Source organism: Anaerobacillus sp. (genome assembly GCF_046314235.1).
Lineage (GTDB): Bacteria > Bacillota > Bacilli > Bacillales > Anaerobacillaceae > Anaerobacillus.
The window spans coordinates 152,683-179,441 of record NZ_JBKBWN010000008.1 but is presented as its reverse complement, the minus strand read 5'-3'; the positions used below and the strand labels follow the sequence as shown (position 1 = coordinate 179,441).

At 35.9% G+C, this 26,759-nt stretch carries 24 protein-coding genes; 8 read left to right on the top strand and 16 right to left on the bottom strand.

Going from position 1 to position 26,759, the window contains the following annotated elements; translation table 11 throughout:
* Positions 1-90: 90 nt before the first annotated feature.
* The 3 genes from ACK4M9_RS13215 to ACK4M9_RS13205 are packed head-to-tail and all read left to right on the top strand — an operon-like array spanning position 91 to position 2,241.
* Positions 91-783, top strand: a complete 693-nt coding sequence (locus tag ACK4M9_RS13215) for a DUF1538 domain-containing protein (RefSeq protein WP_409851292.1) — start codon at positions 91-93, stop codon at positions 781-783.
* On the top strand, positions 780-1,532 hold the full coding sequence (locus ACK4M9_RS13210) for a DUF1538 domain-containing protein (RefSeq protein WP_409851289.1): 753 nt from the start codon (positions 780-782) through the stop codon (positions 1,530-1,532). Before ACK4M9_RS13215 ends, ACK4M9_RS13210 begins: the two co-directional genes overlap by 4 nt.
* Entirely contained in the window at positions 1,507-2,241 is a 735-nt protein-coding gene (locus ACK4M9_RS13205) for a P-II family nitrogen regulator (protein WP_409851286.1), read from the top strand. Before ACK4M9_RS13210 ends, ACK4M9_RS13205 begins: the two co-directional genes overlap by 26 nt.
* Positions 2,242-2,369: 128 nt before the next feature.
* Here the strand turns inward: ACK4M9_RS13205 and ACK4M9_RS13200 are convergent, their stop codons facing one another.
* The 10 genes from ACK4M9_RS13200 to ACK4M9_RS13155 form a co-directional block, all read right to left on the bottom strand.
* A complete protein-coding gene (locus tag ACK4M9_RS13200; RefSeq protein WP_409851284.1) occupies positions 2,370-2,738 on the bottom strand; it encodes a rhodanese-like domain-containing protein in 369 nt (122 codons plus the stop codon).
* 78 nt (positions 2,739-2,816) lie between these two features.
* Entirely contained in the window at positions 2,817-3,773 is a 957-nt protein-coding gene (gene pfkA, locus ACK4M9_RS13195) for a 6-phosphofructokinase (protein WP_409851282.1), read from the bottom strand.
* Between the two features lie 137 nt (positions 3,774-3,910).
* On the bottom strand, positions 3,911-4,996 hold the full coding sequence (locus ACK4M9_RS13190) for an AI-2E family transporter (protein ID WP_409851279.1): 1,086 nt from the start codon (positions 4,994-4,996) through the stop codon (positions 3,911-3,913).
* Positions 4,997-5,131: 135 nt separating this feature from the next.
* Positions 5,132-6,166 carry a LacI family DNA-binding transcriptional regulator gene (locus tag ACK4M9_RS13185; RefSeq protein WP_409851277.1) on the bottom strand — a complete coding sequence of 345 codons (1,035 nt, stop codon included), beginning with the start codon at positions 6,164-6,166 and terminating at the stop codon, positions 5,132-5,134.
* 77 nt (positions 6,167-6,243) lie between these two features.
* Complete coding sequence (locus tag ACK4M9_RS13180) at positions 6,244-8,622, bottom strand: glycoside hydrolase family 31 protein (RefSeq protein ID WP_409851274.1); 2,379 nt, start codon at positions 8,620-8,622, stop codon at positions 6,244-6,246.
* A 123-nt stretch (positions 8,623-8,745) separates the two neighbouring features.
* The gene (locus ACK4M9_RS13175) at positions 8,746-9,588 is read right to left on the bottom strand and encodes a sugar ABC transporter permease (protein WP_409851463.1); all 843 of its coding nucleotides are present in this window, start codon (positions 9,586-9,588) and stop codon (positions 8,746-8,748) included.
* A 5-nt stretch (positions 9,589-9,593) separates the two neighbouring features.
* Positions 9,594-10,904 (bottom strand): sugar ABC transporter permease, encoded by a 1,311-nt coding sequence (locus ACK4M9_RS13170; protein ID WP_409851272.1) that lies wholly within the window; start codon positions 10,902-10,904, stop codon positions 9,594-9,596.
* 69 nt (positions 10,905-10,973) lie between these two features.
* Positions 10,974-12,269 carry an extracellular solute-binding protein gene (locus tag ACK4M9_RS13165; RefSeq protein ID WP_409851270.1) on the bottom strand — a complete coding sequence of 432 codons (1,296 nt, stop codon included), beginning with the start codon at positions 12,267-12,269 and terminating at the stop codon, positions 10,974-10,976.
* Positions 12,270-12,662: 393 nt separating this feature from the next.
* Positions 12,663-14,375: a methyl-accepting chemotaxis protein gene (locus ACK4M9_RS13160; protein ID WP_409851268.1), complete on the bottom strand. Its 1,713-nt coding sequence runs from the start codon at positions 14,373-14,375 to the stop codon at positions 12,663-12,665.
* Positions 14,376-14,509: 134 nt separating this feature from the next.
* Positions 14,510-15,382 (bottom strand): helix-turn-helix domain-containing protein, encoded by an 873-nt coding sequence (locus ACK4M9_RS13155; protein WP_409851265.1) that lies wholly within the window; start codon positions 15,380-15,382, stop codon positions 14,510-14,512.
* 148 nt (positions 15,383-15,530) lie between these two features.
* Here ACK4M9_RS13155 and ACK4M9_RS13150 point away from each other — a divergent pair, with 148 nt between their 5' ends.
* Both ACK4M9_RS13150 and ACK4M9_RS13145 read left to right on the top strand, forming a co-directional pair.
* Entirely contained in the window at positions 15,531-16,898 is a 1,368-nt protein-coding gene (locus ACK4M9_RS13150; RefSeq protein WP_409851263.1) for an MATE family efflux transporter, read from the top strand.
* Between the two features lie 252 nt (positions 16,899-17,150).
* Positions 17,151-18,332 (top strand): KamA family radical SAM protein, encoded by a 1,182-nt coding sequence (locus tag ACK4M9_RS13145; protein WP_409851260.1) that lies wholly within the window; start codon positions 17,151-17,153, stop codon positions 18,330-18,332.
* Positions 18,333-18,449: 117 nt separating this feature from the next.
* On the opposite strand, the gene ACK4M9_RS13140 is transcribed toward ACK4M9_RS13145, so the two are convergent.
* Positions 18,450-19,073: a polyadenylate binding domain-containing protein gene (locus ACK4M9_RS13140; protein WP_409851258.1), complete on the bottom strand. Its 624-nt coding sequence runs from the start codon at positions 19,071-19,073 to the stop codon at positions 18,450-18,452.
* Positions 19,074-19,287: 214 nt separating this feature from the next.
* On the opposite strand from ACK4M9_RS13140, the gene ACK4M9_RS13135 reads away from it, so the two are divergent.
* Positions 19,288-19,851, top strand: coding sequence for a GNAT family N-acetyltransferase (locus ACK4M9_RS13135; RefSeq protein ID WP_409851255.1), 564 nt, complete (start codon positions 19,288-19,290; stop codon positions 19,849-19,851).
* Between the two features lie 142 nt (positions 19,852-19,993).
* Here the strand turns inward: ACK4M9_RS13135 and ACK4M9_RS13130 are convergent, their stop codons facing one another.
* Both ACK4M9_RS13130 and ACK4M9_RS13125 read right to left on the bottom strand, forming a co-directional pair.
* Positions 19,994-20,308, bottom strand: coding sequence for a YbjQ family protein (locus ACK4M9_RS13130; protein ID WP_409851253.1), 315 nt, complete (start codon positions 20,306-20,308; stop codon positions 19,994-19,996).
* A complete protein-coding gene (locus ACK4M9_RS13125) occupies positions 20,289-20,492 on the bottom strand; it encodes a hypothetical protein (protein ID WP_409851251.1) in 204 nt (67 codons plus the stop codon). The genes ACK4M9_RS13130 and ACK4M9_RS13125 overlap by 20 nt, the downstream gene beginning before the upstream one ends.
* Before the next feature lie 168 nt (positions 20,493-20,660).
* Between ACK4M9_RS13125 and ACK4M9_RS13120 the strand changes: the two genes are divergently transcribed.
* Together ACK4M9_RS13120 and ACK4M9_RS13115 are read left to right on the top strand one after the other, a co-directional pair.
* On the top strand, positions 20,661-22,418 hold the full coding sequence (locus ACK4M9_RS13120; protein WP_409851248.1) for a B12-binding domain-containing radical SAM protein: 1,758 nt from the start codon (positions 20,661-20,663) through the stop codon (positions 22,416-22,418).
* Positions 22,419-22,493: 75 nt separating this feature from the next.
* Positions 22,494-23,405, top strand: a complete 912-nt coding sequence (locus ACK4M9_RS13115) for a DMT family transporter (protein ID WP_409851245.1) — start codon at positions 22,494-22,496, stop codon at positions 23,403-23,405.
* Positions 23,406-23,439: 34 nt separating this feature from the next.
* On the opposite strand, the gene ACK4M9_RS13110 is transcribed toward ACK4M9_RS13115, so the two are convergent.
* From ACK4M9_RS13110 to ACK4M9_RS13100, 3 genes are all read right to left on the bottom strand, one after another.
* A complete protein-coding gene (locus ACK4M9_RS13110; RefSeq protein ID WP_409851242.1) occupies positions 23,440-24,699 on the bottom strand; it encodes a M48 family metallopeptidase in 1,260 nt (419 codons plus the stop codon).
* Between the two features lie 126 nt (positions 24,700-24,825).
* A complete protein-coding gene (locus tag ACK4M9_RS13105; RefSeq protein WP_409851240.1) occupies positions 24,826-25,701 on the bottom strand; it encodes a sugar diacid recognition domain-containing protein in 876 nt (291 codons plus the stop codon).
* 314 nt (positions 25,702-26,015) lie between these two features.
* Positions 26,016-26,756, bottom strand: coding sequence for a beta-ketoacyl-ACP reductase (locus ACK4M9_RS13100; protein WP_409851237.1), 741 nt, complete (start codon positions 26,754-26,756; stop codon positions 26,016-26,018).
* Positions 26,757-26,759: the final 3 nt, after the last annotated feature.

The window sequence follows — 26,759 nt, the reverse complement described above, 5'->3', positions numbered from 1 at the left end:
CACGTAAAAGAGATGTTTCAACTCCAAATCGAAGACACCATTTATTAATCCACCAAATTTTATTTGATTGAACATTGAGAGGAGTAGTTTATGCAAAATATTAAGGACACAATCAAGGAAGTTGTTTATGCGGTTATTCCAATTACATTAGTTGTCATCATTCTTCAATTTACGATCATTTGGTTACCGCTTGAAATGTTTTTTCAATTTCTAATCGGGGTTGCCATGGTAAGTCTAGGTCTTATTCTTTTTCTTTTAGGTGTACATATTGGCCTTCTTCCTGTTGGTGAAATGATTGGATCAGCTCTCCCAAAAACGAACAAATTGTGGATGATTTTGTTTTTTGGATTTCTCCTCGGCTTTGTTGTAACAGTTGCTGAGCCTGACGTGAGAGTTTTAGCAAATCAAATTGACCTCGTGTCAAATGGGGAAATTTCTAGTAACATTCTCATCTATTCCGTTGCTCTAGGCGTAGGAATTTTCGTTACATTTGCTTTGTTACGAATTATTTTTAACATTAAGATTACCCATTTACTTATGGGTGGATATGGATTAGCATTTTTATTAGCTGCATTTACTCCCGCCAATTTTATTCCTATTTCATTTGATGCAGGTGGTGTAACAACTGGTCCAATGACGGTTCCATTTATCTTGGCATTAGGAGTCGGGGTTGCTTCTGTACTAAAAGGAAAAGCAACAGCTAGTGACAGTTTTGGGCTCGTAGCCTTAGCTTCAATAGGTCCAATCTTAGCTGTCTTAATTTTAGGGGTGATTTACGGATGACAATAAACGTATTTAAAGGATTCGGTCATATTTTACTTGAAGTAACATTTGCGTTACTTCCATTAGTCATCTTTTTTCTAATCTTTCAATTTTTCTTTTTAAAGCTAGAACGGAAAAAATTGATTAACATAGGGAAGGGGCTAGTGTTATCCTTTTTAGGACTAGCTTTCTTTTTACAGGGAGTCCATGTTGGTTTTTTCCCGGTGGGCGAAATGATTGGCGAAAAGTTAGGTAGTTTATCATATAATTGGGTACTAATTCCAATTGGATTTATTTTAGGGTTTGTAGCTACATTCGCCGAGCCTGCAGTTAGAATATTAAATCATGAAGTTGAAAAAGTTTCTGGTGGTTCGATTTCTCAAAATGTAATGCTGTACACCCTTTCTATCGGGGTAGCATTTTCAATCGCCATATCAATGCTTAGGATTTTAGTAGGTATCCCATTATGGTATTTTATTATTCCAGGATATCTGATTGCAATGGTGTTAATGTATTTTTCATCAAAAAGGTTTACTGCCATCGCCTTTGATTCTGGTGGAGTAGCTACCGGACCAATGACGGTTACATTTATTTTAGCGATAGCAGTTGGTGTTGCATCTGCTATCGAAGGAAGAGATCCTCTTTTAGACGGATTTGGTATGATTGCATTAGTCGCCTTATCCCCAATCATCTCTGTTCTCATATTAGGTTTATTATTTGAAGGAAAGGGGCGAGAACGTAGCAATGAACATCGTAAACAAGGAGCATAAGCTCATCATTACAATTGTCAAGAAGGGCCAAGCAAAGAAAGCCGTAAAAGCCTCGAAGCTAGCTGGAGCTGAAGGTGGAACAATACTACTTGGGCGAGGAATGGGGATTCATGAGAATAAATCGTTTTTAGGGATTCCGATTATTCCAGAAAAAGAAATAATCTTAACCCTTGTCACTACTGAATTTAGTAGCAAGGTTCTCTCAGCAATCGAAGAAGAAGCGAAGCTTTCTTGTCCTAGGACAGGGTTAGCCATGGTAATTAATACGAAGGCAATCACAGGAATTGCTCATTTACTTGGGATAAATTTTGATTCAAATGAACGGACGGAGGGTAAAACCGAAATGGAAAAGCAAGCAGTACTATACGATCTCATTGTTACGATAGTGAATAAAGGAGACTCTGACCACGTTGTTGAAGCTTCGAAAAAGGGTGGTGCTGAAGGTGGGACGATTATTACAGGTCGTGGAACAGGAATTCACGAACAGGCTAAATTATTTAATATTCTTATTGAGCCCGAAAAAGACATCGTTTTAACATTGATTGATCGAACGAAAACGTCAGATGTATTAAAACAGATTGACGAAGATGCAGGGCTTAACCAACCTGGGAAAGGAATTGCCTTCGTTCTAGAAGTTGAGAAAACGATTGGTATCAATCATATCCTAAATAAAATGGTAAATGACGAATTTGAAGCTTTTAACGACTAAAAACCAAAACGCTTCGCTTATACTAGGAGGTAGGTTTATAGAACAAGACACCCTTTTGAAAATAAGCGGTGTCTTGTTGTGTGAATTATTTGGTACTATAATAATTGAGTAAGCAGAAATTTCCCTAATTACTCATATAATTTCGAGATATCTGTGACCACATTTTCTAAACCTGTACGAACTTCATCATCCCATGTCAACATTCCACCATAGAAGTTATGAGCATCCTTAATGCCATTTTCGATTAAGAAACGGGCAACATGATGACTTCTATTTCCACTACGGCAAACAAAAATATATTCTTTATCTTGCTTCAAGTCAGAAAGGACATTAGGGATATTTTGCATGGGGATAAGTGGTATCCCTGGTATATGAAATTCATCATATTCCTCCCTTTCCCTTACATCTATGACTACGATGTTCTCTTGTTTCGTTTTTAAAATTTTTTTAAGCTCGTTTACCTCGATTTGTTTTACACCTTCATGGATAAAAGCCATTATTTTGTACCCCACTTTCAAATCATTAACTAAGTTAACTTTACATAAGAGGAAAAGGAAATACAAGAAATCTAACTTCTACTTAGATAAGTTCTTTGCAATATGGTAAAGCTTATAATCAAATTGAGCTTTTTTACTTAATACTTCTTTTATAGGGTGATAAGTAATTTGGTTGCCCTCAATCCCTATCGCCACACCTGATATACCTTTTTCAATACACTCAACAACTTTATCTCCCATTCTACTCGTGAAAATTCGATCAAATGACGAGGGGCTACCGCCGCGTTGTACATAGCCTAACTTTGTACTCCTAGCTTCGAGTCCAGTCCTTTTTTCGATTTCTGTAGCTACATCCTCGCCACTAGCAGCACCTTCGGCAACGACAATAATCCCATGTTTTTTCCCTCTATTAAATCCTTCGAGAATGATATTGCATACTTCTTCTAGTTCCCACGGAACCTCTGGAACAATAATGGCGTCAGCCCCGCTTGCAACGCCAGCATGCAAGGCGATATTTCCTGAGCCTCTTCCCATAACTTCAATAATACTTGTTCTTTCATGACTAGTTGAGGTATCACGAACATTATTAATAAGACTCACAACAAGGTTAACTGTCGTATCAAAACCAATCGTATAATCAGTATAAGCAATATCATTATCGATCGTGCCAGGCAAACAATATGTAGAGATCCCTTTTTCAAACAATGCTAATGCACCCTGATAGCTACCATCACCACCGATGACTACTAAATGATCTATATTGGCTTCCTTTAATTTTTGAATAGCTCTTTTTTGTCCACTAGTCTCTTTGAATTCAAGGGATCTCGCTGACTGTAAAAATGTTCCGCCCCGGTGTAAAATATCCCCCACGTCTCTTAAATCTAATGGTATAAATAAACCCTCCATTAAACCTTGATATCCTTTTGTAACACCATAGACTTTATGCCCTTTGACAATCGCAGTCCTTGTTATAGCCCGAATCGCACTATTCATTCCTTGACTATCGCCACCTGAAGTTAAAATTGCAATATTCACTAGAGAACCTCCTCTTGTTTTCATCCACTATTAATATTCACTATTAAAAGAAATTAAAAACCTGCCCATACTATTTAAAGTGAAAACGAAAAAGGTTGTCCCAAAAAGCTCTCACTTATAGGACAACCTTATTTTAGTTATTCAATAGTGTTTCTTAATTTATATAAACGATACGTATGACTGACGACAACTTTACATACAGCGTATGTTGGAACTGCTAATAACATCCCGATAATTCCTGCAAATCTTCCTGCTACAATTAATAATAAAATAATTGTAAGCGGGTGGACAGCAAGTTTTTTCCCCATAATTTGTGGCGAAATAAAGTTACTTTCAAACTGTTGAACAACTAGGATGACAATTAATACTTTGGCAATCATAAATGGTGAATGGATAATTGCTACGATAAGGGCTGGAACTGTCCCAATCCATGGGCCGACAAATGGAATGACATTTGTAAACATTGCAATTAACGCAAGGATTAACGAGTATTCAATACCGATAATCAAAAATCCAGCGTACATAAGTATACCAACACATAGACTAACAAGAATTTGTCCTTGGATATAGGAACTTAATTTAACATCCATATCATTAAGGATTTTTCTTCCTTCAATCCTTTGTTTTTCAGGTAACAGCTTAAGTACTTGAATTGGCGCTTTCTCTCCTTCTTTTAACATGTAAAAGAGAATAAAAGGAATAATGATAAAAATAATAATCAAGTTCGTAACAAAGGCAATTAGCCCTGTAATATTTGTACTAATAATGTTAAAGGCTTGATTAATATATTGAGTCATATTTTCTGAAATTTTATTTAAAGATAATGTCTCGGTTGCTTGAAAACGATTAAACCATTCATTTTCCTGCAACTGAACAATAATCGCTCTAATTTCGTTAATTAAGTATGGAAAATTATCAACTAAGCTATTTACCTGTCTCTGGAGTATCGGTCCAACTAATAATACTAAGATTGTTATTACACCAATGACCGACAAATAAATAGAGATGATCGCTAATGTCTTAGGTACTTTTTGTTGATCTAAAAAATTAACAATTGGTCGAAATAAATAGTATAAAACTCCTGCTAAAAGAAAAGGGAAAAATAATGTTTCAACAAAAACAACGATCGGTCGAAAAATAAATTGAACAAGTGTTCCTAAATATAAAATCAAAAATAACATAATAACCGCTAATCCAATACGAAACCACTTATATTGTGACAATAACTACACCTGCCTAAAGGAATATAATAATTTATTATATCACAAAAAATCTAATATTTTTACAATTTTGGCTAATATTAGTTGCGTTTGTTAATGAAAAATGAAAAAGATGACAAGTTACTGTCATCCTTTTTCCTAACTGTTTTGAAAAACAACCTTTTTACACGTTTGTCGCTTTACTAATTTATGTGGAATAATAACATTTTTAGGTTCTAAAGAAGGCTGTTTAATTTTTTCAATGACTAAGTTTGTTGCTTCAAAGCCTAAACCAAATATATTAATATCCACAGTAGACATTGGTGGCGATGAAAGCTCAGAGATGAGGACATTGTTAAAGCTCACAATTGAAATATCATCAGGAACTCTAATGCCCATTTCACTTAACATTCTCATCACACCAAACGTCATAATATCATCGGAAACAACGAGTGCAGTAGGTGGTTGCGTTAAACTCATTAGCTGAATGATCGCATCCTGACCACCTTCCTGTAACTCTTGTTGAAAAACAACATACTCATCGTTCAGTGGAAGGTTTGCATTTTGTAGGGCTTGTTCATAGCCCTTTTTATGGTCAACTGTTACAACGAAATCTAGTTCCCCACCGATAAAAGCAATATGATGGTGACCAAGTAAAAGTAAATACTCCGTTACTGTTTTTGCTGCTTTATAATTATCATTATTTACATAGGTTATTCCTTGATAATCACCATATGGACGCCCAATAAGGACGAAAGGGAAATTTTGTTGTTGAAGATAGGGCATGATTCGGTCATTAATTCTTGAATATAACAAGATGATCCCGTCAACTCTTCCACCTTGGACCATATGAACAACTTCTTCGAAAATTTCATCTTCGGTTTGTCCGGTCGATAAATACAAACCAAAGCCTTCTTGATGCGCTTTTGTACTAATTCCCCTCATGACCTCAGGGAAAAACGGGTTTTGAAACGCTTTATTTGCGGAACTAGGCATGACTATTCCAATTGTATTTGTACTTTTATTTGCTAAACTTCTCGCATTAAAATTAGGATGATAGCCTAGTTTTTCCATTGCCTCCCGTACTTTATCTTTTGTTTTTTGACTAATTCTAGGGCTATTAGCAATTACTCGAGATACTGTGGAAGGCGCAACATTTGCTAGCTTTGCAACATCCTTAATTGTTACCGCCATAGTTACTCCTCATTTCTTGCAACTTTTTTATCTATTTTTAGTTTAGCTATTATTACGATGCTTAACAATGTATTTTTTTATCTATCAATGGTAAATGTTAAACTTTTTTTCAATTTATTGTAATTCTTTTGTGAATGATCAACTTCCTCACCATTTATAATGATATCTAAATCGTCTTCGCAATGGTGTAAGACGAAAGTCTCCTTTATCCAAGTCGGATCATAACTACCATTTGATTCCTTTAAAGAAATCGAAATTAAGTTATTTTCTCTCTCACACGTAATTTCCTGTTCAAATGTCGCTCCGTTTTCATAGCCAAAAGTAGTTCCATCATCTTCATATAATCGATAAGAAGCAGCGTTCTTTTCCCCAAGATATATGTGATAGGTTAGCTCAGTCTCTGGAATAGCTGTCGATTGTTTAACAGTGCCATGGGGTATGATCGATCCTTCTTTAATAAAAATTGGTAAAATGTCTAGTGGTGCTTCAACTAGATGATGCTTATTTCCAACTAGAACTTCTTCTGTCCAGTAATTAATCCAACGACCTTCTGGAAAATAAACAACACGGTGACTCGTCGTTGGTGTCATGATTGGAGCAACAAGCACATTATCGCCAATCATAAATTGATCAGAGAGATTAACTGTATTTTCATCAGTAGGATACTCTAAAACGAGTGGTCTCATGACCGGTACACCTGTTTGATTCGCTTCTCGGAATAACGTATATAAATGTGGCATCCAAACATAGCGCTGTTCAATATATTTCTTTGTTAATTTCTCAACATTTTCGCCAAAGGACCATGGTTCTTGACGAACGGTATTAATCGCACTATGATTTCGGAAATATGGAGTGAATGTTCCAAATTGAGTCCAACGAACTAGCAATTCTCCAGAACTATCATGTGCAAAACCACCGACGTCAGGTCCACAAAAAGCAACCCCTGACATTCCCAAATTCATACACATTGGCAATGCCAATTGCAAATGCTCCCAAAAGCTACGATTGTCCCCTGTCCAAACTGAAGCATATCTCTGTACACCAGCATAACCAGCTCGCGTTAGTAAGAATGTTCGCTTTCCATTTAACTGCTTTTTCATTCCTTCATAAGTTGCTTCACCCATTAAGAAACCATATACGTTATGAAGCTGCCGATGTGTTTTAGGGTCACCATCATTTTCGTGCATAACTTTTACATCCATCGTTTTTGTGTCATTAAAAATAGCTGGCTCATTCATATCGTTCCATATACCTTCAATTCCTAAATCGGTATAATATTTATGCTTTTCACCCCACCATTTTCGTGCTTTTGTACTTGTAAAGTCAGGGAAAGCGCTATTGCCAGGCCAAACGTCGCCAAAGTATATATTTCCTTCAACATATTTACAAAAGTGACTTTCACGAACACCTTCTTGATAAATATCGTATTCAGGATCCTCTTTTACCCCAGGATCGACAATGGGTACAATTTTCATTCCAACTTTTTTTAAGTCTTCAATTAAACCTTTCGGATCGGGAAAGCGGTCTCGATCAAATGTGAATACACGATAGCCATCCATATAATGAATATCCAAATAAATCGCATCAACTGGTATTTCCTTCTTTAGAAAATCATTTACTAACTGCCTAACTTCTTCATCTGTTTCATAACTATAGCGCGATTGATGGTAACCTAAAGCCCATTTAGGCGGAATTGGCATCGTTCCAGTCAATTGTGTGTATTGTCCTAACACATCTTTCATTGTAGGACCAGTAAACACATAATAATCCATTTGCCCACTTTCAGCTTTAAATGAGTACGTATTACTTTCTGACTTTAGATCAAAATGACTTTTCCCAGTATTATCAAAGAAAACACCATGAGCATGACCATCTCTTAGTGTGATAAAAAAAGGAATTGATTGATAAAGAGCGTCTGTCTCTGGATTATGTGGTGCATAAACGTCTGTATTCCACATTTCCATCTTTTCACCACGTTTATCAAGAAAACCCGTTTTTTCACCAAATCCATAGAAATGATCGTTGTCCTCCATCTTTTTAAAACAAATGACTTCACCATTCTCATTAAATGCCAACCCTTTATTAATTTCTTGAATAATTGTTTTACCACTGCTGTCAGTTACCGTGAGCCGAAATGGCGTTTTCATCACATTGACAATTAATTCTGTTGTTTTGATTTGAACGACATTCTCATTATCGCTAACTATCGGCGTGACTCTCAAACGTTCTTCGACCACTGCAAAACTTGTTGTTAAGGTCGGTTCATGTTTCGGATTCATTGTAACTCGAACGGTTCGATTGCTATGAAATAATATTCTTACATAGCCATTTTCAGTTTTAAAATTTACCATACCTTCATTAACTTTGTATGACGTTACTGCACCTATATCCTTAAGATTTTCACCTACTAGTTGCTTTTTCGTACCTGGATGTATCGCAAAGCTCGTATCTTGCATCCTTTTTCCTCCTAAAACAGTAAAGATATTTCTCCTAGTTTTTGATAAGAATAGAAAAAGATACGGATTAAGGAAAACTTGCAAGCCTCCTTAGCCGTACCTTTTAGTCCACGAATGGAATGATTATCCTTTTGTTGCACCAGAGGTTAAGCCAGAAACTAAATATCGTTGTAACGCTAAGAAAATAAGCGCAATTGGAATTGCAACTAGCATTGCTCCAGCGGCGAACCTTGTAAAGTTATTAGCGAATTGATCATTTACGAAATTGAACAATCCTAATGCAAGGGTAAATTTATCCGGACTTCTTAAGATAATTCTTGGAAGAATAAAGTCCATAAATGGTCCCATAAAATTAAAGAGCGCAACAACTGCTAAAATCGGTTTTGCTAGTGGTAGCATGATTTGGAAAAAGATCCTAAAATGCCCCGCTCCATCAATTTTTGCACTCTCATCAAGCTCCCTTGGGATCGTATCAAAATAACCTTTAACTAAGAAAGCATTCATTGGAATTGAACCACCTACGTAAATTAGGATTAAACCTAGTAGATTGTCAAGTAAACCAACAATATTTAGGATGATGTATAAAGCAACCATCGCCATTAAACCAGGGAACATTTGCAGTAATAAAAACGTGTATAAACCGTTTTTACGCCCTGTAAAGCGGTACCTTGAAAATGCATATGCAACAAGAGATACGAAAAACGTCGATGCAATTGATGTAGTAAAGGCAACAATAAGTGTATTCTTGTACCAAGTGACATAGTTACTTCTCGGATCAAAGAACAACCATTCATAATGCACAAACGACCAATTATCTGGGATCATCTTTGCTCCATAAAGGCTCGTTCCAGGGTTTAAAGAAAGACCAAACGCCCATAGCAGTGGATAAAATATAACCACAAACATTACCGCGATTATTGCGTATATCGCAGTTAATTCAACAATATTTTTTGTCTTTTTTGTCATAGCCATTAGTAATTACCCTCCTCTTTAAAGGACTTTGTTTTTCTGAATTGGAAGAAGGCAAATGTTGCAACAATTAAACCTAGGATAATTGAGATCGCAGCAGCCATATTAAAGTTGCTTGTCTCGAATGTTAATTTGTAAACCCAGGAAATTAAAATATCTGTTCCACCGGCGTTTTGACCACGTACTGCCGGTCCACCCTGATTGAATAAGTAGATAATATTAAAGTTATTAAAGTTACCAGCATACTGCATGATTAAAAGTGGTGCTGTAGCGAACATTAAGTGTGGAAACGTAATGTTGCTAAACTTCTGCCAACGGTTTGCGCCATCAATGTCAGCTGCTTCATACCAATCAGAAGAGATACTTTGTAGTACTCCAGTAAACAAAGCAAAGACGAATGGGAAACCTAACCAAGTTTGAATTGCGATTAGTGCAGTTTTCGTCCAGAACGGATCTGTTAACCAAGGAATAGCTGTACCAAACAATGGAATAATGATTTCTCTATTAATTGCTCCGAAATTATCATTAAACAAAGCTGTAAAAATAATAATGGTAACGAAAGCAGGTACTGCCCAAGGTAAAATTAAAACTGTACGAATAAGTCGTTTAAACTTTACTCGTGGATCGTTTACTAATACTGCTAAAAACATTGCTAAGCCAATTTGCAACGTTGTCGCAACGGCTGTCCAAATGACTGTCCATGAAAGAACAGTAAAGAACGTTTTACGCCAAAGATCCAATGTTACTAGAGCTTTAAAGTTATCAAAGCCAACCCAACTTAATAAGTTTTTAGGTGGTGCATTATATAAACTGTAGTTTGTAAAAGCAATAAACACCATGTAAAGTAATGGGAAAATTACGACGAAAATTAATAAGAAAAGACCTGGTGTAATAAGTAAATAAGGGAATGATCTATCCCAAGCATCACGGAACGCCTCTCTCATTGATGGGATCGTCCAACCTTCTTGTATTCTCTTTGCGTCCTTACGTGCATCAATGATGTTTCCAACATAGAACGTTAAAGCAAAGACAGTCAAAATAAGTGAAATAATACCCCGACTTAATAAAACCCTTGAGTCATCTATACGGGGAGTTTCCCCTAATGTAACCAATCCCCAATAACCGTGTGTTACAAAGTCATAAAAGGCAATTATGAAAGCAGCAAAGAGAATAAAAAGGATTGAACCTTTAATGTATCTTCGGTTATATAGCTGACCTATTCCAGGTACAATTGATAACAGGGTAGCTAAAGTCGGATTATGACTATTAGACTTTTTACTTGTTTGATTTTGCTGTGCGTTTTTTGACGACATGTCAGCTTCCTCCTGCTTGAATAAGTTGGGCGAAAAAGGTATCCCTTTCCCGCCCTTGATGATTATTAATTAGTTACCAGCAGTTAGTGCAATTTGTTCTTTAATTTGTTCTACTGCTTCTTCTAATACTTCAGCTACATTTTCACCAGCTGAAATGAATTGTAGTGCGTCGCCCATTGGAGTCCAAACTTGGGACATTTCTGCTACGTTTGGCATTGGCTCAGCAAATTCAGCTTGAGCTAAGATACCATTTCTTAATTCATCATCAATTGTTACGTCAGTACGTGCAGGGATTTCACCAGCAACGTTGAAGTAATGTTCGCCGTTAGTAGCGTTTGTGATAAACAATGCTAAATCAGTTGCCCAATATTTGTGGTCACTGTATTCAGATACGAACCAACCTTTAACTCCTGAGAAAGAGCTTAAGTTTTTGCCATCAATTTTTGGTAATGTAGTAACCTTTAATTTGTCACCTAAGTCAGCAACATAGTCAGGAATACTCCAAGGACCAGTAACAACAGCTCCTACTTTACCATCACGGAATAAACCATTCATTACGTCACCACTGATTCCTTGAGGAATTAAGCCATCAGTGAACCAAGATTGAATTAATTCTCCACCTTGAACTGCACCTGCATTACCTAAGCCGATATCTTCGATGTCATATCCACCTTCAGCATCACGACCAAATACGTAACCACCAGGACCAGCTAAGAATGGGTATGTGAAATAGAAGTTTGTTGCTTCCATTAAGAAACCATACTCATCTTTTGATGCATCTGTTAATTCTTTTGCAATTGCAAGAAGGTCATCCATTGTTTCTGGAGCTTCTGGAATTAAATCAGTGTTGTAAAATAATCCATAAGTTTCGATTACAGCAGGAATACCATATTGAGTTCCTTCAAAGCTAAGTGCTTGAACAGCTCCTTCTGGGTATCCAGCTAATTGCTCTTCAGTTACTTCTAACTCAGCTGCAAGACCTTGCAAGAAGATCGATCCCATTCTGTCATGTGGATGGAAGAATAAATCTGGACCAAGACCAGCAGGACCATCTAAAGAAAGAGCATCAACTTGATCTAACATAGAGAAAGGAGTGATATTAACTGTAATCCCTCTTTCTTCTTCATACTTAGCAGCAATGTCTTTGTATGCTTGTAATTGCATTTCTTCGTCATTTACCCACATTGTTAAGCTGTCAGGCTTAGCAGGCTCATCTGTTGCTGGTTCTTCTTCTGTTGCCGGTGTTTCTGCTGCTGGTGTTTCTGGAGCAGGCTCTTTAGTCTCTTCCTTACCACCACAAGCTGCTAATGCTAAAGTAAGCATTAACATTAAAACTAGCGTAAGTAATGTTGATTTTTTAAACATTTTCTTTTTCCCCCTTTAATTTTGTAAGGATTTTAAGTATGTGAAATGAACGGCTTACTAATTTGTCATTACTAAACGATCCACCTCCACAAAATTTGTAGCATAGCATTAATTTGTGACAAATTAATTTTCCTATACTCATTTTTTTGAGGTTTATCATTTAAAACTAGAGCATTAAGTATTTCTTTTTTGATGCTAAGACAATTATGTAAGGCGTTTCATTTTACATCAAACAATAAAGACAAACGGTTGCGCAATCTTTCAAAAAATTAATGCAAGCTAGTTAAACCCTATGAAATCGCTTGCATTGCTTATCTTTAATTTTATTATACTATGCCCATTTTAGATTACAAGCATTTTTTCTTAACTAAGTTAATTTTTTCTTTACTGTTGTCACCGATTTTTCAATAATGCGATCGTTAGCATTAAATCATTAGCAGTCGCTTGGAGTTTTTGAACTAAAACATCCATTTCATTTGTATTTACATCTTGTATCGAGATATCTTGCAAAATAGATTCAGTCTGACTAGATAATGTCGACGTCGTTTCTGCAAGCTCACAAATTGAGTGTGCTACTTCATTTATTCCACCAGAAATCCCTTCAATTGCACTTGTTATTTCAACATTTTGTTTATTCAAGTTTTGAGAGTCTGTTGAAATACCATTAAAGGTGATTGTAATAGAATTCGCCACTTTTTCGGCTTCAGAAAAGAGCTGGTGAAATGCTTGGAACTTTTGAGCAACATTACTAGTATCTTCCTGGATTAATTGAATGACATTTTTCGTTCTTTCCGAGAATTCATTTGTTTGGGTTGATAGCTTTCTAATTTCATTAGCAACTACAGCAAAACCTTTTCCTTTTTCTCCAGCACGAGCAGCTTCGATCGAGGCATTTAGTGCTAATAAATTTGTTTGACTTGTTATTTCATCAATGCCTGATAGAAAATTAGAAATATGGTCTAGCCTATCGACAACCGTATTCACAATTGGAATAAGGGCTTCCATTTCTTCAGATACTTCATTTACTGATTCGTTTAACTTAGAAACGATTTGCATGCCATCGTTTGCATCTTGATTCATTTTCCCCATGTTAGTTTGGATGATTTCTGCCGCTACAGTAATTTCATCCGAACTTGCGGAAACTTCTTCGGTTACAGATGAAATCGAATTTGTATGATCAACTTGTCCTGTGACCTGTGTATGAATATCGCTTATAAAATTTTTAATATTTGTTGATGCTGTTACATTGCTTTGGGAGTAGACCATTAATTCTTTTGTCGAATTCAATACTTGGTCTGCGATTTCAACGTTCTTTTCGATCGTGTTATGAATATTTGTACCTAATTCTACTAAACCTTGATCAATATATGAAAATTCATCTTGACGCTTCGTTTTACGGTGATATAAGTAATCGCCATTTTTATAGGCTTCAATTCTTTGAACAATCATGTTGACACCACTGCTGATATTTCTACCAAATAGGATTACTGATAAGATTGAAAATACAATTGTTATTAGAAGGCTAGTAAATAATGTCGCATTACTTTGATCTAAAGCTTGAAATAGTTGCTCCTCTGAAGCTAATTTTTCTTTATTAAAGTAAGGGATCATTCGCTCATTTACAATTTTAGTCGTTTGTTCATTTCTTGTGACGATTGGGGTTATTCTGTTTTTAATTCTCTCTATTTCCTCACCAACAAACATCTTCGAAAAGTATGTTTCGGCAATATCATTATAAGAAACGAGAGCTTCCTCTAACCTTATAAGATAATTATTTAACTCTTCATCTTCTTTAAAATATGGAGACATTTTTTCAAACTGTTCATTCGCTTCTAGTAATCTTTCATTAAGAATGTTCACATTCGCTTTCGAATAGCCCGTTGTTATTAATTGGTAATTGGTAATCGCAATTGAGCTCATTAAGTTAATATACAGATTATACTCTTCCTGGACGGAGTCAATTTTCTTTAACTCATTAAATTGTGTACTTACTTTAGCATTAAAAAAATAGATAAATCCACCAGAACCAACAATAACAAATGTTAAGAGAATGACTAATAAGAACAATTTATGTATTACTTTAAACGGACTTCGTCTTTGTTTCATTCTTTCTCCTCCTAAATATTACCTAGTGCAAACGCTTGCTTCCCCTCATTACTATTTTACTAGAAAAGAGTTGGAGTTCCAATATGTTTTTCGAAAAACATAAAAAAAGATCATATTTTGTCGTATATATTCCATTATTTACCTTTACGGTTTGTTGCTCTTCTATATTCAATTGGAGTTATCCCCTCTATCTTTTTGAAAAGCCTAGAAAAATACGTACGGTCGTGAATACCAACCTGTTTTGCAATCGATTCTAGTTTTTCATTTGTTGTAGAAAGAAGTTGCTTGGCTACCTGGAGTCGGTATGACGAAACATATTGCATGGGTGTTATGCCAATGGTCTTTTGCATGCAACGGGTAATATAGTCGGGATGAAAAAGTAGTTCTTTAGAAATATGATCCATTTTTAGGGTTTCTCGTTGATAATGTTGTTGAATGTAGGTAATCGCTTTTTTTGCCACCTGTTCAGCACTCGTAGGAATACTTATTGCATCCGATTGAAGTTGTAGGATCAAATCTTGAAAAATAATTTGCTCCTTCAAGCGAGCCAGGGGAGTATTAGTATCATTTAATGAAAGAAGTCTCCCTAATTCTTGGTATATAAATTCTTCGTTTGTAAATTTTCCGTGTTTTGGAATGTGCAACGTCTGTTTGGCTGGTTCTGTATAGGTTCGTTCTTGCTTTACAATCATTCCCCAGTAGATCTCATTGACTCTTTTCAATTCATAAGGTCTTTCAAGTGTAAAATGGAGCCAATAGTAATCAGTGTCTACCTCACATGGTTTAAAACTATAATGTTCTAGCCCTGGAGATAGAATTAAATAATTGCCTTTTTCGACATTGTAATTAAATCCACCTTCACACATAAAAATGGTTCCTGTTTTTACAATTAATAGATCAAAAACAGAAAACGTTCGTTTTATGTGCTTCCTTCCTGCTTTAAAACAATCCTCAGCGCCTGTTATATAAGTTGGAAACGGGGGTACGTCGAATGATATTGTATTCAAATTTTCCCACTCCTCAAAAGTCGTAAAAGTCCATTTTTTATCGTTATTATGTCTTTTAATACACTATAAAAACCTTTACAATTAGAATACTGTATATTTCGCTTTTGTCCAAATTTTTAATTATTTTTTTGTAAGGAGGAAGAACATTTTGAATAATTCAAAAGAAAAAAAAGCTGTTAAGTTAACACTCTTTGCGTTAACTTGGCCGATATTTATAGAGATCTTTTTGCACATGTTAATGGGGAACGCCGATACACTAATGCTTAGTCAATACGATGACAATGCGGTAGCCTCTGTAGGGGTTGCTAACCAACTTTTAAACCTCATTATTGTAATGTTCGGTTTTATTGCTACAGGTACTAGTATCTTAATCGCACAATATATTGGTGCAAAACAAAAACAAGAAGCAAATAAAATTTCGGTTGTATCGATCCTTGCTAATTTGTTCTTTGGTTTAGTGTTGAGCCTTGTTTTGTTTATATTCGCTCCAGCAATTTTAAATGCAATGAATCTACCCCCAGAATTAATGGAATCTTCTCTGCTATATTTGCGAATTGTTGGTGGCTTTGCGTTTATACAAGCATTAATTATGACAGTTGCCGCTATTGTTCGTAGCCACGGATTTACAAAAGATGCTATGTACGTAACGGTAGGTATGAATTTAATTAATGTTATTGGGAACTATTTCTTTATCTTTGGACCATTTGGGTTTCCGATCTTAGGCGTAACAGGGGTTGCTATTTCAACAACGGTGAGCCGTTTTATTGGATTAATTGCCATGTTTGCGATTTTACGATACCGCATTAAAGGCAACTTGCCTATCTCGTTTTTAAGAAAATTCCCAAAGCGAGAGATGAAAATGTTATTAAAAATAGGTATTCCATCTGCCGGAGAGCATTTATCGTATAACACCTCACAAGTGGCGATTACTTTCTTTATCGTCTCTATGGGAACTGTTGCATTAACAACAAAGGTCTATACGCAAAATTTAATGATGTTTATCTTGCTGTTCTCGATAGCTATCGGACAAGGAACACAAATTTTAATTGGTCAATACGTAGGTGCAGAAAAGTTGCACGAGGCTTATAAACGTTGTTTAAAAAGTTTAAAGATTGCCATTTTTGTTTCAATAGGTATGGCCCTTATTATTTATGTATTTAGTAAACCACTTCTTGGTATTTTTACTGATAATCCGGATATTATTACCCTTGGTAGTACTCTAATTTTATTAACGATCATTCTTGAACCAGGAAGGGCATTTAATCTTGTCGTGATTAATTCATTGCGTGCTGCGGGAGATGTTAAGTTCCCTGTTTATGTAGGGATTATGTCTATGTGGGGTATAGCTGTTACTTTATCTTATCTCCTTGGTGTTGTTTTTGGTTTAGGTTTAATTGGTGTTTGGATTGCCTTTATTGTTGATGAATGGCTTCGCGGTTTATTAATGCTTAAAAGATGGAAGTCAAAGAAATGGGAAACGATGTCCTTTGTAGATAATAAGACTGAGGCTTCATGATGCTGAATCGACTTCGATTCATGCATTGTTTTAAACCAACTTTATTCTAGGCTTAATACTAAATAGCAATTCCTTTATAAAGAGGCTGTTTTTAGAACAGCCTCTTTAAATGTCTAAACTAGGCGTTGTACTTTTAGTGATTTTTTTCCTTAAGCATAATAAAACCTAGTTAATTACCCCATTTTTAACCTAAATTGGATTCTATTTGCTATAATTAACTAGGACAAATTTTCACATAGAGGAGTTGGTCAAATGGCAATGCCTAAATATATCACTGATATTGATAAAATTAAGGGTATTCCAAAAGCTGAAAAAGAAAAGTTAAAAAAAATTACTGAAAAATATGTTTTTCGAGTTAATGACTATTATTTAAGTCTCATTGATTGGAATGATCCAAACGATCCAATTCGTAAACTTGTGATCCCAAACGAAGGGGAACTTGCCGAATACGGACGATGGGATGCGTCAGATGAGGATACAAACTATGTTGTTGCTGGATGTCAACATAAGTATGGAACAACTGCGTTACTAATTGTCTCTGAAGTTTGTGGGGCTTATTGTCGTTATTGTTTTAGAAAGCGGTTATTTCGAAATGATGTGAAAGAAGCAATGAGCGATGTCAATCCAGGTATCGAGTATATTTCCAAAACACCAGAGATTAATAATGTTTTACTTACAGGTGGAGATTCTTTAATTCTAGCCACAAAAAAGTTACAACAAATTATCGAACGACTACGCTCCATTGAACATGTTAAGATTATTCGTTTAGGCTCTAAGATGCCTGTTTTTAATCCAATGCGAATTTATGAAGATGAACATCTTCTTCAAGTCATTCGTCAATATTCTACACCTGAAAAACGAATTTACGTTATGGCCCACATTAATCATCCACGAGAAATTACTCCACAAGCAAGAAAAGGGTTCAAAGCTCTCCATGACGCTGGTGCAATTGTTGTAAATCAAACCCCTGTGTTAAAAGGAATAAATGACGATCCTAATGTTTTAGCTGAACTCCTAGATCGCTTAAGTTGGGCAGGTGTAACTCCTTATTACTTCTTTATAAATCGTCCTGTTGCAGGTAACAATGATTTCGTGTTAACACTAGAGGAAGCCTACAATATAGTTGAGAAGGCAAAAGCACGGACATCAGGTCTAGGCAAGCGTGTCCGCTTATCAATGAGTCATACGTCGGGTAAAATTGAAATACTAGCCATTGAAAATGGTAAAGCTTATTTAAAGTATCATCAATCTAGAGACAATCAATATGGCAAATTTATGATACTCGACTGTCCTAAACATGCCGCCTGGTTCGATGATCTTCCGGGTCATGAAGAACACTGGCAAAAACCAACTAAGCAATTGGAAACCGCCGTATCTGCTAATGAACTAATTATGGAAAAAGAACTCGAAAATGCCCTAGCAAATAACAAATAAAAAAATAAGATAGGACGCTTTTGAACAGCTCCTATCTTATTTTCTTTATTGCATTTTATTAATTTAGTTGATAAGTCTCTTCGGTTACTTCAATAACGTTTCTTTCACATTACTCAATTAGTACTTCGGATTCCAATTCATCTGTAACTCTTCTAAATCATCATCAAAATGCGCAAGACTTTGTTGCTGTCCCATATGCTGAGGCATCGTTCCTGATTGACCAATTCCCATATGTGGAGGTTCAATCATTCCAGGTTGACCACTCTCCATCTCTGGTTGCTGCATTCCCATATGTTGGGGCATCATTCCCGGTTGCTGCATTCCCATATGTTGGGGTAACATTCCCGGTTGCTGCATTCCCATATGCTGAGGCATCATTCCTGGTTGCTGCATTCCCATATGTTGGGGCATCATTCCCGGTTGCTGCATTCCCATATGTTGGGGCATCATTCCCGGTTGCTGCATTCCCATATGCTGAGGCATCATTCCTGGTTGCTGCATTCCCATATGTTGGGGCAACATTCCCGGTTGCTGCATTCCCATATGTTGGGGCATCATTCCTGGTTGCTGCATTCCCATATGTTGGGGCATCATTCCCGGTTGCTGCATTCCCATATGTTGAGGCATCATTCCTGGTTGCTGAATTCCCATATGCTGAGGCATCATTCCAGTCTGCCCAACTTCCATTTCCTCTGACAACATTCCTGAAGGTATTTTATTACTGTTACATCCGCAAGACATTCGTTTACCCCTTCCTCAATTTAGCCTAGGTACGTGTTTCATTGACACTATCAATCTTATGAATTGGGGGAATGTCCTGTGATAAAAACAAAGATTTTTTTAGGGTATTCGCACAAAATAGGCGTATCCCCAAATCTTTCTACTTTCTATTAAGTAGCACTCTCCATTTAATTTTCATATTATGCTATAGATTATTATGAAATGAGTGGTTACAATGGGGATGATTATTCCATACGATTTTACTTCTCGAGATGGAACTAGAATTTTACTACGTTCAGCAGAACCTAGAGATGTTAGAGCTGTTTTGCAACTAAGTTATGATGTCATAAAAGAAAATGACACACTTGTTACTTCAACTGAAGAGTTTTTCATTACTGAAGACCAACAACGAGATTTTATTCATCTATACAAAGCCGACCCGGGAAATGTAATGATTGTAGCTGAACATAATCGCAATATTATCGGCATCCTAACATTTCAACGAGGGGCTTTACTTAAATATGCACACCATGGCTCAGTTGGAATGATTGTAGACATTAATTGGCGCGGAAAAGGAATTGGGAAAGCATTGCTAGCAACTTTAATTCAGTGGGCAGACTACAACCCTATGCTTGAGAAGCTTTGCTTGGAAGTTTTGGCGTCAAATAAAAACGCAATTACGCTATATAAATCATTCGGGTTTATTGAAGAAGGACGGCAAATAAATCAGGTGAAAAGAAATGATGGAAGGTATGAAGATTTGATTATTATGGGGAAGTTTTTAAATTTTGAGGTTTAATGAAATCCCCCAAAAAAAACATAAAGTCGCTAGAATTCACTTCCCATCACTTTCAAACCCTAACGAATTTGACCAGCTTGTTCAACGAATTCTAGCGACATCTTCAAGAAATTTGGTTTAATGTCACCGGAGATTAAACCAACTATTCAACTATTACTGCAGTACCATAAGCAACAATTTCTGCAGCACCGTTCATGACACTTGATGTTTGTAGCCGTACAGCAACGATTGCATTGGCCCCCATATCCTCTGCATCCTTTACCATTCGGCTAACCGCTATTTTTCTTGCTTTATCCATCATATCAGAGTATTCTTTAATTTCGCCTCCAACAATGTTTTTCAACCCTGCTAAAAAATCACTTCCGATATGCTTTGCTTGAATCGTACTCCCCTTTACAAATCCTTTATAAGCTAAAGTACTCTTCCCTGGAACATTCTCAGTAGTTGCGATAATCATCGTCATCTTCCTCTCTTTTTTCCTTAATTCTTTCCATGATTACTATAACCATTAATAAAATAAAACATAAAACATTAAAAGCAATTAAATAGATAGCAGTTACAATGTTAATGAAAAAATAAATGAAGGCAAAAATTTGAAACAAGACCATTAACAATAATAAAAATGATTTTATTTGTTTCATAACAATACTCTCCTACAGATTGTCTTTACTTTATTAATTCAACCAATTTTTAGTAAATCCTTTTTTGTTAACACCTCCCAATCATGGATATGATGATATTAGACAAATAATTATTACTTTTATGTTAAAATACGATAGTGCTAAAATAAATGAATTGAGGGATTATTTTTGAAAATCGTACTAACAACATTAAACGCTAAATTTATTCATACTGCCCTTTCCCTTCGGCTCTTAAAGGCGTACACAGAGGCTGAATACGACGTAGAAATTAGAGAGTATACGATTAAAGATCCATCTCTTAATATCGTTACCGACCTTTATGATAAAAATGCTGATGTAATCGGCTTTAGTTGCTACATTTGGAACATCGAAAAAACGATTGAAATAATTAAAATGCTTAAAAAAGTAAAACCAGAACTAAAAATTGTTTTAGGTGGTCCTGAAGTTTCTTTCGATATCGCTCATTGGATGAAACAAGTCCCAGAAGTTGATTTTATTGTATTTAATGAAGGTGAAGAAACATTTAAACACTTGTTAGACGAGATTACTGGCTCACAGAAATATCATCTTGTGTTCGGAGCTAGCTATCGTAAAGATGAGGAGATCATCGTAAATCCACCAAGACCTAATATAAAACTAAATACGATTCCAACAGCGTATAGGTTTCAAGAAGATATCGATAATTTAAATAAAAGGATCGTTTATTTTGAAACAAGCCGTGGTTGCCCATTTAGCTGTTCGTTTTGTTTGTCATCTGTTGAAGTTGGTGTCCGTTATTTTGACATTGAGAGAGTGAAATCAGATTTACTTTTCTTAATCGAGAATGGTGCCAAATTAATTAAGTTTATAGACCGCACCTTTAATATTAGACGTAATTACGCTTTAGAAATTTTTCAATTTTTAATTGATAACCATCAAGGCTGTGTTTTCCAATTTGAGATTACCGCAGATATTATGCGCCCTGAAGTGTTAGAATTTCTTAACACTCATGCGCCTCCGGGTGTTTTTAGATTTGAAATCGGTGTTCAATCTACAAATGATGCTACAAATGAGCTTGTTAAACGCAAACAAAACTTTGAAAAACTTTCCCGAACAGTACGAATGATTAAAGAAGGCGGTAAAATCGATCAGCACCTTGACTTAATTGCGGGACTTCCAGAGGAAAATTATGAATCGTTTAAAAAGACGTTTAACGATGTATTTGAGATGCGTCCAGAAGAACTACAGTTAGGCTTTTTGAAAATGCTACGTGGTACAGGTCTACGTAGTCAAGCAGCTGAGTATGGCTATGTATATATGGACCAATCACCGTATGAAATCTTAAAAAATGACATCCTATCGTTCTCTGAGATCATTCGCATCAAACGTGTTGAAGATATTTTAGAAAAATATTGGAATGATCACCGCATGGACAATACCATTGAATTTTTAATCGAAACCGAATTTGAAACCGCTTTTGATTTTTTCCAACAGTTTGGTGATTTTTGGGACGAGCAAGGTTGGTCGAAGATCGGGCATCAGCTTGAAGATTTATTTCTTCGTCTCGAACAATTTTTACAAACTCGTTCAACTCCAAATCTCGATACGATCAAAGGGTTTATGATTTACGACTTTTTCCTAAATCATAAACATAAACCTCGAAAAACGTGGTGGGACTTTACGTTAACAAAAGAAAAGCAAACAAAGTTACTAGAATTTGTTGCAGAAAATGGGCAGTTGGTTTCAGGAGATTTTGATGAGTTGCAATTCACAGTTAAAGATTTATTTAAGCACACGATGGTTGAAGTAATTCCTTTTGATATCGAACATTACTTTGCTTCGAAAGAAATTAACCAACGACCTTCGTTACTTATCACATATTTCGACCCTAAGGAACTTCAGAGTCGGCCATTTATTCTTAAAGAAATTAGTCAGATTTTAGCTTAAAACACTTATTAAAAACAGATCAATTTCGGTCTGTTTTTTTCGTTTTTATGATAAAGTAGCACTAAGAGGTGAAAAATGGAAAAGTTAGCATACCTTTTTATTGTTGTTGGGGCTGCATTATGGGGGACAATAGGCATCTTCGTGCAAGGTTTATATGAATATGGTTTTTCTCCATTACAAGTCGTTGCAATTAGAGTTACATTTGCAGCGGTCATTTTATTAGTCATACTATTAATTAGAAATCCTACCGCATTAAAAATCAAAAGGGGCGATTATAAGTATTTTGTTGGGACTGGAATTTTTTCCATCGTTTTTTTTAATTGGTGCTTTTTTACTGCGATTCAAGAGACGTCTCTTTCTATCGCTGCTGTTTTATTGTATACTGGACCGGCTTATGTAACGATCTTTTCAAGAATTTTATTTAAAGAATTGCTTACCAAAAGAAAATTATTTGCACTAAGCTTAACTTTGGGTGGCTGTGTTCTCGTTATCGGGTTATTTCCTTTGGCTCAAACAAAAATTAGTCCTTTGGGGATTGCCGTCGGTTTGGGTTCGGGTCTTGGTTATGCTTTATATAGTATCTTTGGCAAATACGCACTAGCAAAATATAGTTCGGAAACCGTCACTACCTACACCTTTATTTTTGCTAGCGTAGCACTTTTACCAGTAACTGGCCTTTGGAAAGTTGAAGGTTTATTGACAGTCGTCCCATTCTGGAGCAATGGAATTGGTCTAGGATTTTTCCCAACTGTATTAGCATACTTACTTTACACAAAAGGATTAGAAAAAGTTGAAACAAGTAGGGCGTCTATAACGGCAACAATCGAACCGATTGTTGCTGCTTGTATCGGTGTTTTTATGTTTGGTGATTTGTTAACTATGTGGCAGTACATTGGTATATTTAGTATCTTAATTGCTTTACTATTCGTTCAGGAAAACTCCAATAAGATGAACAAGAACGAAAAAAGGTGTCAAGCTCTCTCGTGAACTTGCACCTTTTTTCTTCTTTTCTAAAGTAAGTTCACTCATCTTGCTTTTCACTTAATTCGCGGATATGTGTAATTCTTTCAACTATCGGCGGGTGAGTGTATCGAAATAGCTTTACAAGTTTAGGTGGGTTTACATCAGCTAAGCCTTCAACTGACAGCTTTTGGAAAGTTTTCACCGCAGCATCAGCATCATTAGTAAGTTGTAACGCATAACGGTCTGACTGATATTCATAAGCTCTTGAGACGCCATTGGTTATTGGGCTAACCGCAAAACTGAGCATAGATAAAATCAAAAAAATGATTGGCAATGCTGCTAGATCATCTCGCTTTAAACGTAATTGTCGACCGAAGTTATTTATTGTTAGTTGATAGAGCTTACTCGTGATAAATAACCCTACAAAAGACATCGCAATCGTTCCAAGCAGTAACTGCTTTAAATGCTTCAAATCATAATGCCCCATCTCATGAGCCATTACAAATAATACTTCGTCTTTACTTAACCGTTCAAGAGTCGTATCCCATAATACAATTCTTAAATTACTACCGATCCCTGTAACATAAGCATTAAGTGCATTCGTTTTCTCAGACATTTTCACTTCGTAGACATGCTCAGCAGGAATATTTGACTGTTGAGCTAATTGTAAAATCTCACGTTCTAAATCCTTATCTTGAATACGGTAAAAATCATTGTAAAGAGGATCAATAACTACAGGTTGGATAAACATTAAAAATAACGTAAATGGTATCGACAGAAACCATGTATATAGCCACCATCTCTTCGGACTATTAGAAACTAATAACATAATTACGTACACAACAATTGTTAACATAACCGCTTCAATCCAAAAACCAATTAAGTTATCCTTCATCCAACTATTAAAAGACTGAATATTAACTCCATACTGTTTACTTATAGAAAAAGAAAAATATCTTATTGGAAATACAATGATATAGCAGAATGTCGACATCAAAACAACATATAAAGCCGTCTGAAAAAAACGGTACTTACTTATTTGCTGTGACCACCGAGCAAAAAGTTGGCTAAACCCAAAACATAATATAAATATATAAATAATCCATTCAAGCGGCGCATAAATAAAATAAATGACATTTCCCCATTTTGAAAATTCCTTTGAAAGATTAAGTTGCTCCTCATTCATAAACGTTTTCGGATCAGCTTCTGTTCCTATATACTCAGGAGCCAGTTGTGTATCGGCAAAAAATAAATAAGACGATATAACTACCGCATAAAGCAAATAAATCATCAGCACACCAAAAAAAACTTTTTTCATCTCTTCCCCCCAACTAAACAACGCATGAAGCTCCTAGTAATGTAATTATAAACTTCAACGCTTTTTTATTATTTTAAACCGTTCCTATATAAGTTTAGATAGAAAAGATAAAATTAGAACCCAAATTTACTTTGTAGTGTAATAGATTAGGTCAGTCATCGCTTTTTCAACGACACCAATTAAATGCTCCATTTCCAACAGCGAGCTCGTTTGTTCTTGAATAATCGCAGTATTCGTCCCAACTTGCTCCTGAATTGTTCGGAAAACCCCCTGAATTTCGGTTAAAATGCCACTAACGTGGCTAATCGAGCTCTCACTCTGGGTAGCGAGTTTACTAATTTCCTTGGCTACGACAGCAAATCCGAGGCCTGCTTGTCCAGCTCTCGCAGCCTCGATCCCTGCATTTAATCCTAGTATCTTACTTTGACTACTGATTTGTTTAATTATATATATAACTTCTGCCATACTTTCTACCTTTTCAATTGAAGCCTCTGTTGTCGCTTGAGTTTTCGTCGTAGAACTTTCCACTTCCTTTGCACCTGTAGTAACTTCCTCTGTTTTTTCTAACATCTCTTTTAAATTACCATTAATAGATTCAATTGTAGTTGTCATGTAATCAAGCGTTTCTTTATTCTCTAAATAAAGAGAAATGGTTCTTCTCGTTAATCCAAGTATTGGACGAATAGCATCAGGATCTCCACCAACACCAAGATTTGCTAAACGAAGTCCTTTATAAATAACAGGTAGATTAATGCCAGGACGTGGCGCACGTTCCCCCATTTCCTCTTTTAGCTTTTCTGCTTCCTCTTTTGTTACAACGCCTTCATCAATATCGCCATCCATGACTTTCTTCCCTACTGAATGATAATCACCAATCCGTTCACGGTCATAAGCCGCGAAAATCGTACCTTCTTTATTGACGAAAATTAACCGATATCCTGTTTCCTCACTAACAATCTGGCAAATATGTTGGGCAAATTCATCTGTTAATAAATTATTCAAAATTAATCCTCCATTAAAACGGTAAATTTTTTTACTATTTTGAATATCCTTACCGAAGTTGTATTCTACATTACGAAACATAAAGCGTTTACATCTATTAGGAAAAAACACTTATCTGATCACCATACACCCTATTATTTTATCAACTCTTTCGAAATATTCTATGTGATTTGTCACATTTTTCTCACATATTTTTAATAAATAGAAAGACCCAATAATGAAACAACCTTAATAAATTGTTGAGTAGCCTTTGCAAGAGAAATACTCTAAACAAGATACCATTGGTAGACATTACCTGAGTCTTATTGTATGAATTATATAACCATCCCACCATCTACGTGGAGGACAGAACCGTTAATAAAACTTGCTTCGTCTGAAGCTAAAAAAAGATAGGCATTTGCAACATCCTCTGGCTTACCCAATCGTTGAAGAGGTATCATTTCTGCCATTTTTTTAGCGACTTTCTCTGGTAAGGAACTAAGCATCTTCGTTTCAATAACACCTGGTGCTACTGCATTTACAGTTATATTGTTTCTACCTAATTCTTTAGCCCAAGTTTTTGTCATCCCGATTACCCCGGCCTTTGTAGCTGCGTAATTTGTTTGACCAATATTCCCATATACCCCTGCAATCGAAGATGCATTAACAATTCTTCCACCGCCTTGTTCAATCATATGTGGTAATACAGCTTGTGTACAAAATAAGACTCCTGTCAAATTAACATCAACGACACTATACCAATCTTTTGTCGTCATTGCCCCTAGCATTTTATCATTTGTTGCACCTGCGTTATTAATTAAAATATCAACTTTCCCAAAAACATTGATTGCGGTATTAACCATGTCTTCAACACTTTGCCGCCTAGAGACTTCTACCTGCTGAAATAAAGCGTCACCACCTCTTGCCTCAACAATTGCAAGAGTTTCCTCCCCTGCAATATAATCTACATCTGCGATCATCACTTTTGCGCCCTCACTTATAAATCTAAGCACCGTTTCTCTACCAATGCCACTACCGCCCCCAGTAACAATCGCTACTTTCTCAGCTAATCTCATCAA

Coding starts and splice junctions, on each gene's coding strand:
- ACK4M9_RS13215 (WP_409851292.1), top strand. CDS start 91: ATGCAAAATATTAAGGACACAATCAAGGAAGTTGTTTATGCGGTTATT.
- ACK4M9_RS13210 (WP_409851289.1), top strand. CDS start 780: ATGACAATAAACGTATTTAAAGGATTCGGTCATATTTTACTTGAAGTA.
- ACK4M9_RS13205 (WP_409851286.1), top strand. CDS start 1,507: ATGAACATCGTAAACAAGGAGCATAAGCTCATCATTACAATTGTCAAG.
- ACK4M9_RS13200 (WP_409851284.1), bottom strand. CDS start 2,738: ATGGCTTTTATCCATGAAGGTGTAAAACAAATCGAGGTAAACGAGCTT.
- ACK4M9_RS13185 (WP_409851277.1), bottom strand. CDS start 6,166: ATGGCGGTAACAATTAAGGATGTTGCAAAGCTAGCAAATGTTGCGCCT.
- ACK4M9_RS13180 (WP_409851274.1), bottom strand. CDS start 8,622: ATGCAAGATACGAGCTTTGCGATACATCCAGGTACGAAAAAGCAACTA.
- ACK4M9_RS13175 (WP_409851463.1), bottom strand. CDS start 9,588: ATGACAAAAAAGACAAAAAATATTGTTGAATTAACTGCGATATACGCA.
- ACK4M9_RS13170 (WP_409851272.1), bottom strand. CDS start 10,904: ATGTCGTCAAAAAACGCACAGCAAAATCAAACAAGTAAAAAGTCTAAT.
- ACK4M9_RS13165 (WP_409851270.1), bottom strand. CDS start 12,269: ATGTTTAAAAAATCAACATTACTTACGCTAGTTTTAATGTTAATGCTT.
- ACK4M9_RS13160 (WP_409851268.1), bottom strand. CDS start 14,375: ATGAAACAAAGACGAAGTCCGTTTAAAGTAATACATAAATTGTTCTTA.
- ACK4M9_RS13145 (WP_409851260.1), top strand. CDS start 17,151: ATGGCAATGCCTAAATATATCACTGATATTGATAAAATTAAGGGTATT.
- ACK4M9_RS13140 (WP_409851258.1), bottom strand. CDS start 19,073: ATGTCTTGCGGATGTAACAGTAATAAAATACCTTCAGGAATGTTGTCA.
- ACK4M9_RS13135 (WP_409851255.1), top strand. CDS start 19,288: ATGGGGATGATTATTCCATACGATTTTACTTCTCGAGATGGAACTAGA.
- ACK4M9_RS13130 (WP_409851253.1), bottom strand. CDS start 20,308: ATGATTATCGCAACTACTGAGAATGTTCCAGGGAAGAGTACTTTAGCT.
- ACK4M9_RS13125 (WP_409851251.1), bottom strand. CDS start 20,492: ATGAAACAAATAAAATCATTTTTATTATTGTTAATGGTCTTGTTTCAA.
- ACK4M9_RS13115 (WP_409851245.1), top strand. CDS start 22,494: ATGGAAAAGTTAGCATACCTTTTTATTGTTGTTGGGGCTGCATTATGG.
- ACK4M9_RS13110 (WP_409851242.1), bottom strand. CDS start 24,699: ATGAAAAAAGTTTTTTTTGGTGTGCTGATGATTTATTTGCTTTATGCG.
- ACK4M9_RS13100 (WP_409851237.1), bottom strand. CDS start 26,756: ATGAGATTAGCTGAGAAAGTAGCGATTGTTACTGGGGGCGGTAGTGGC.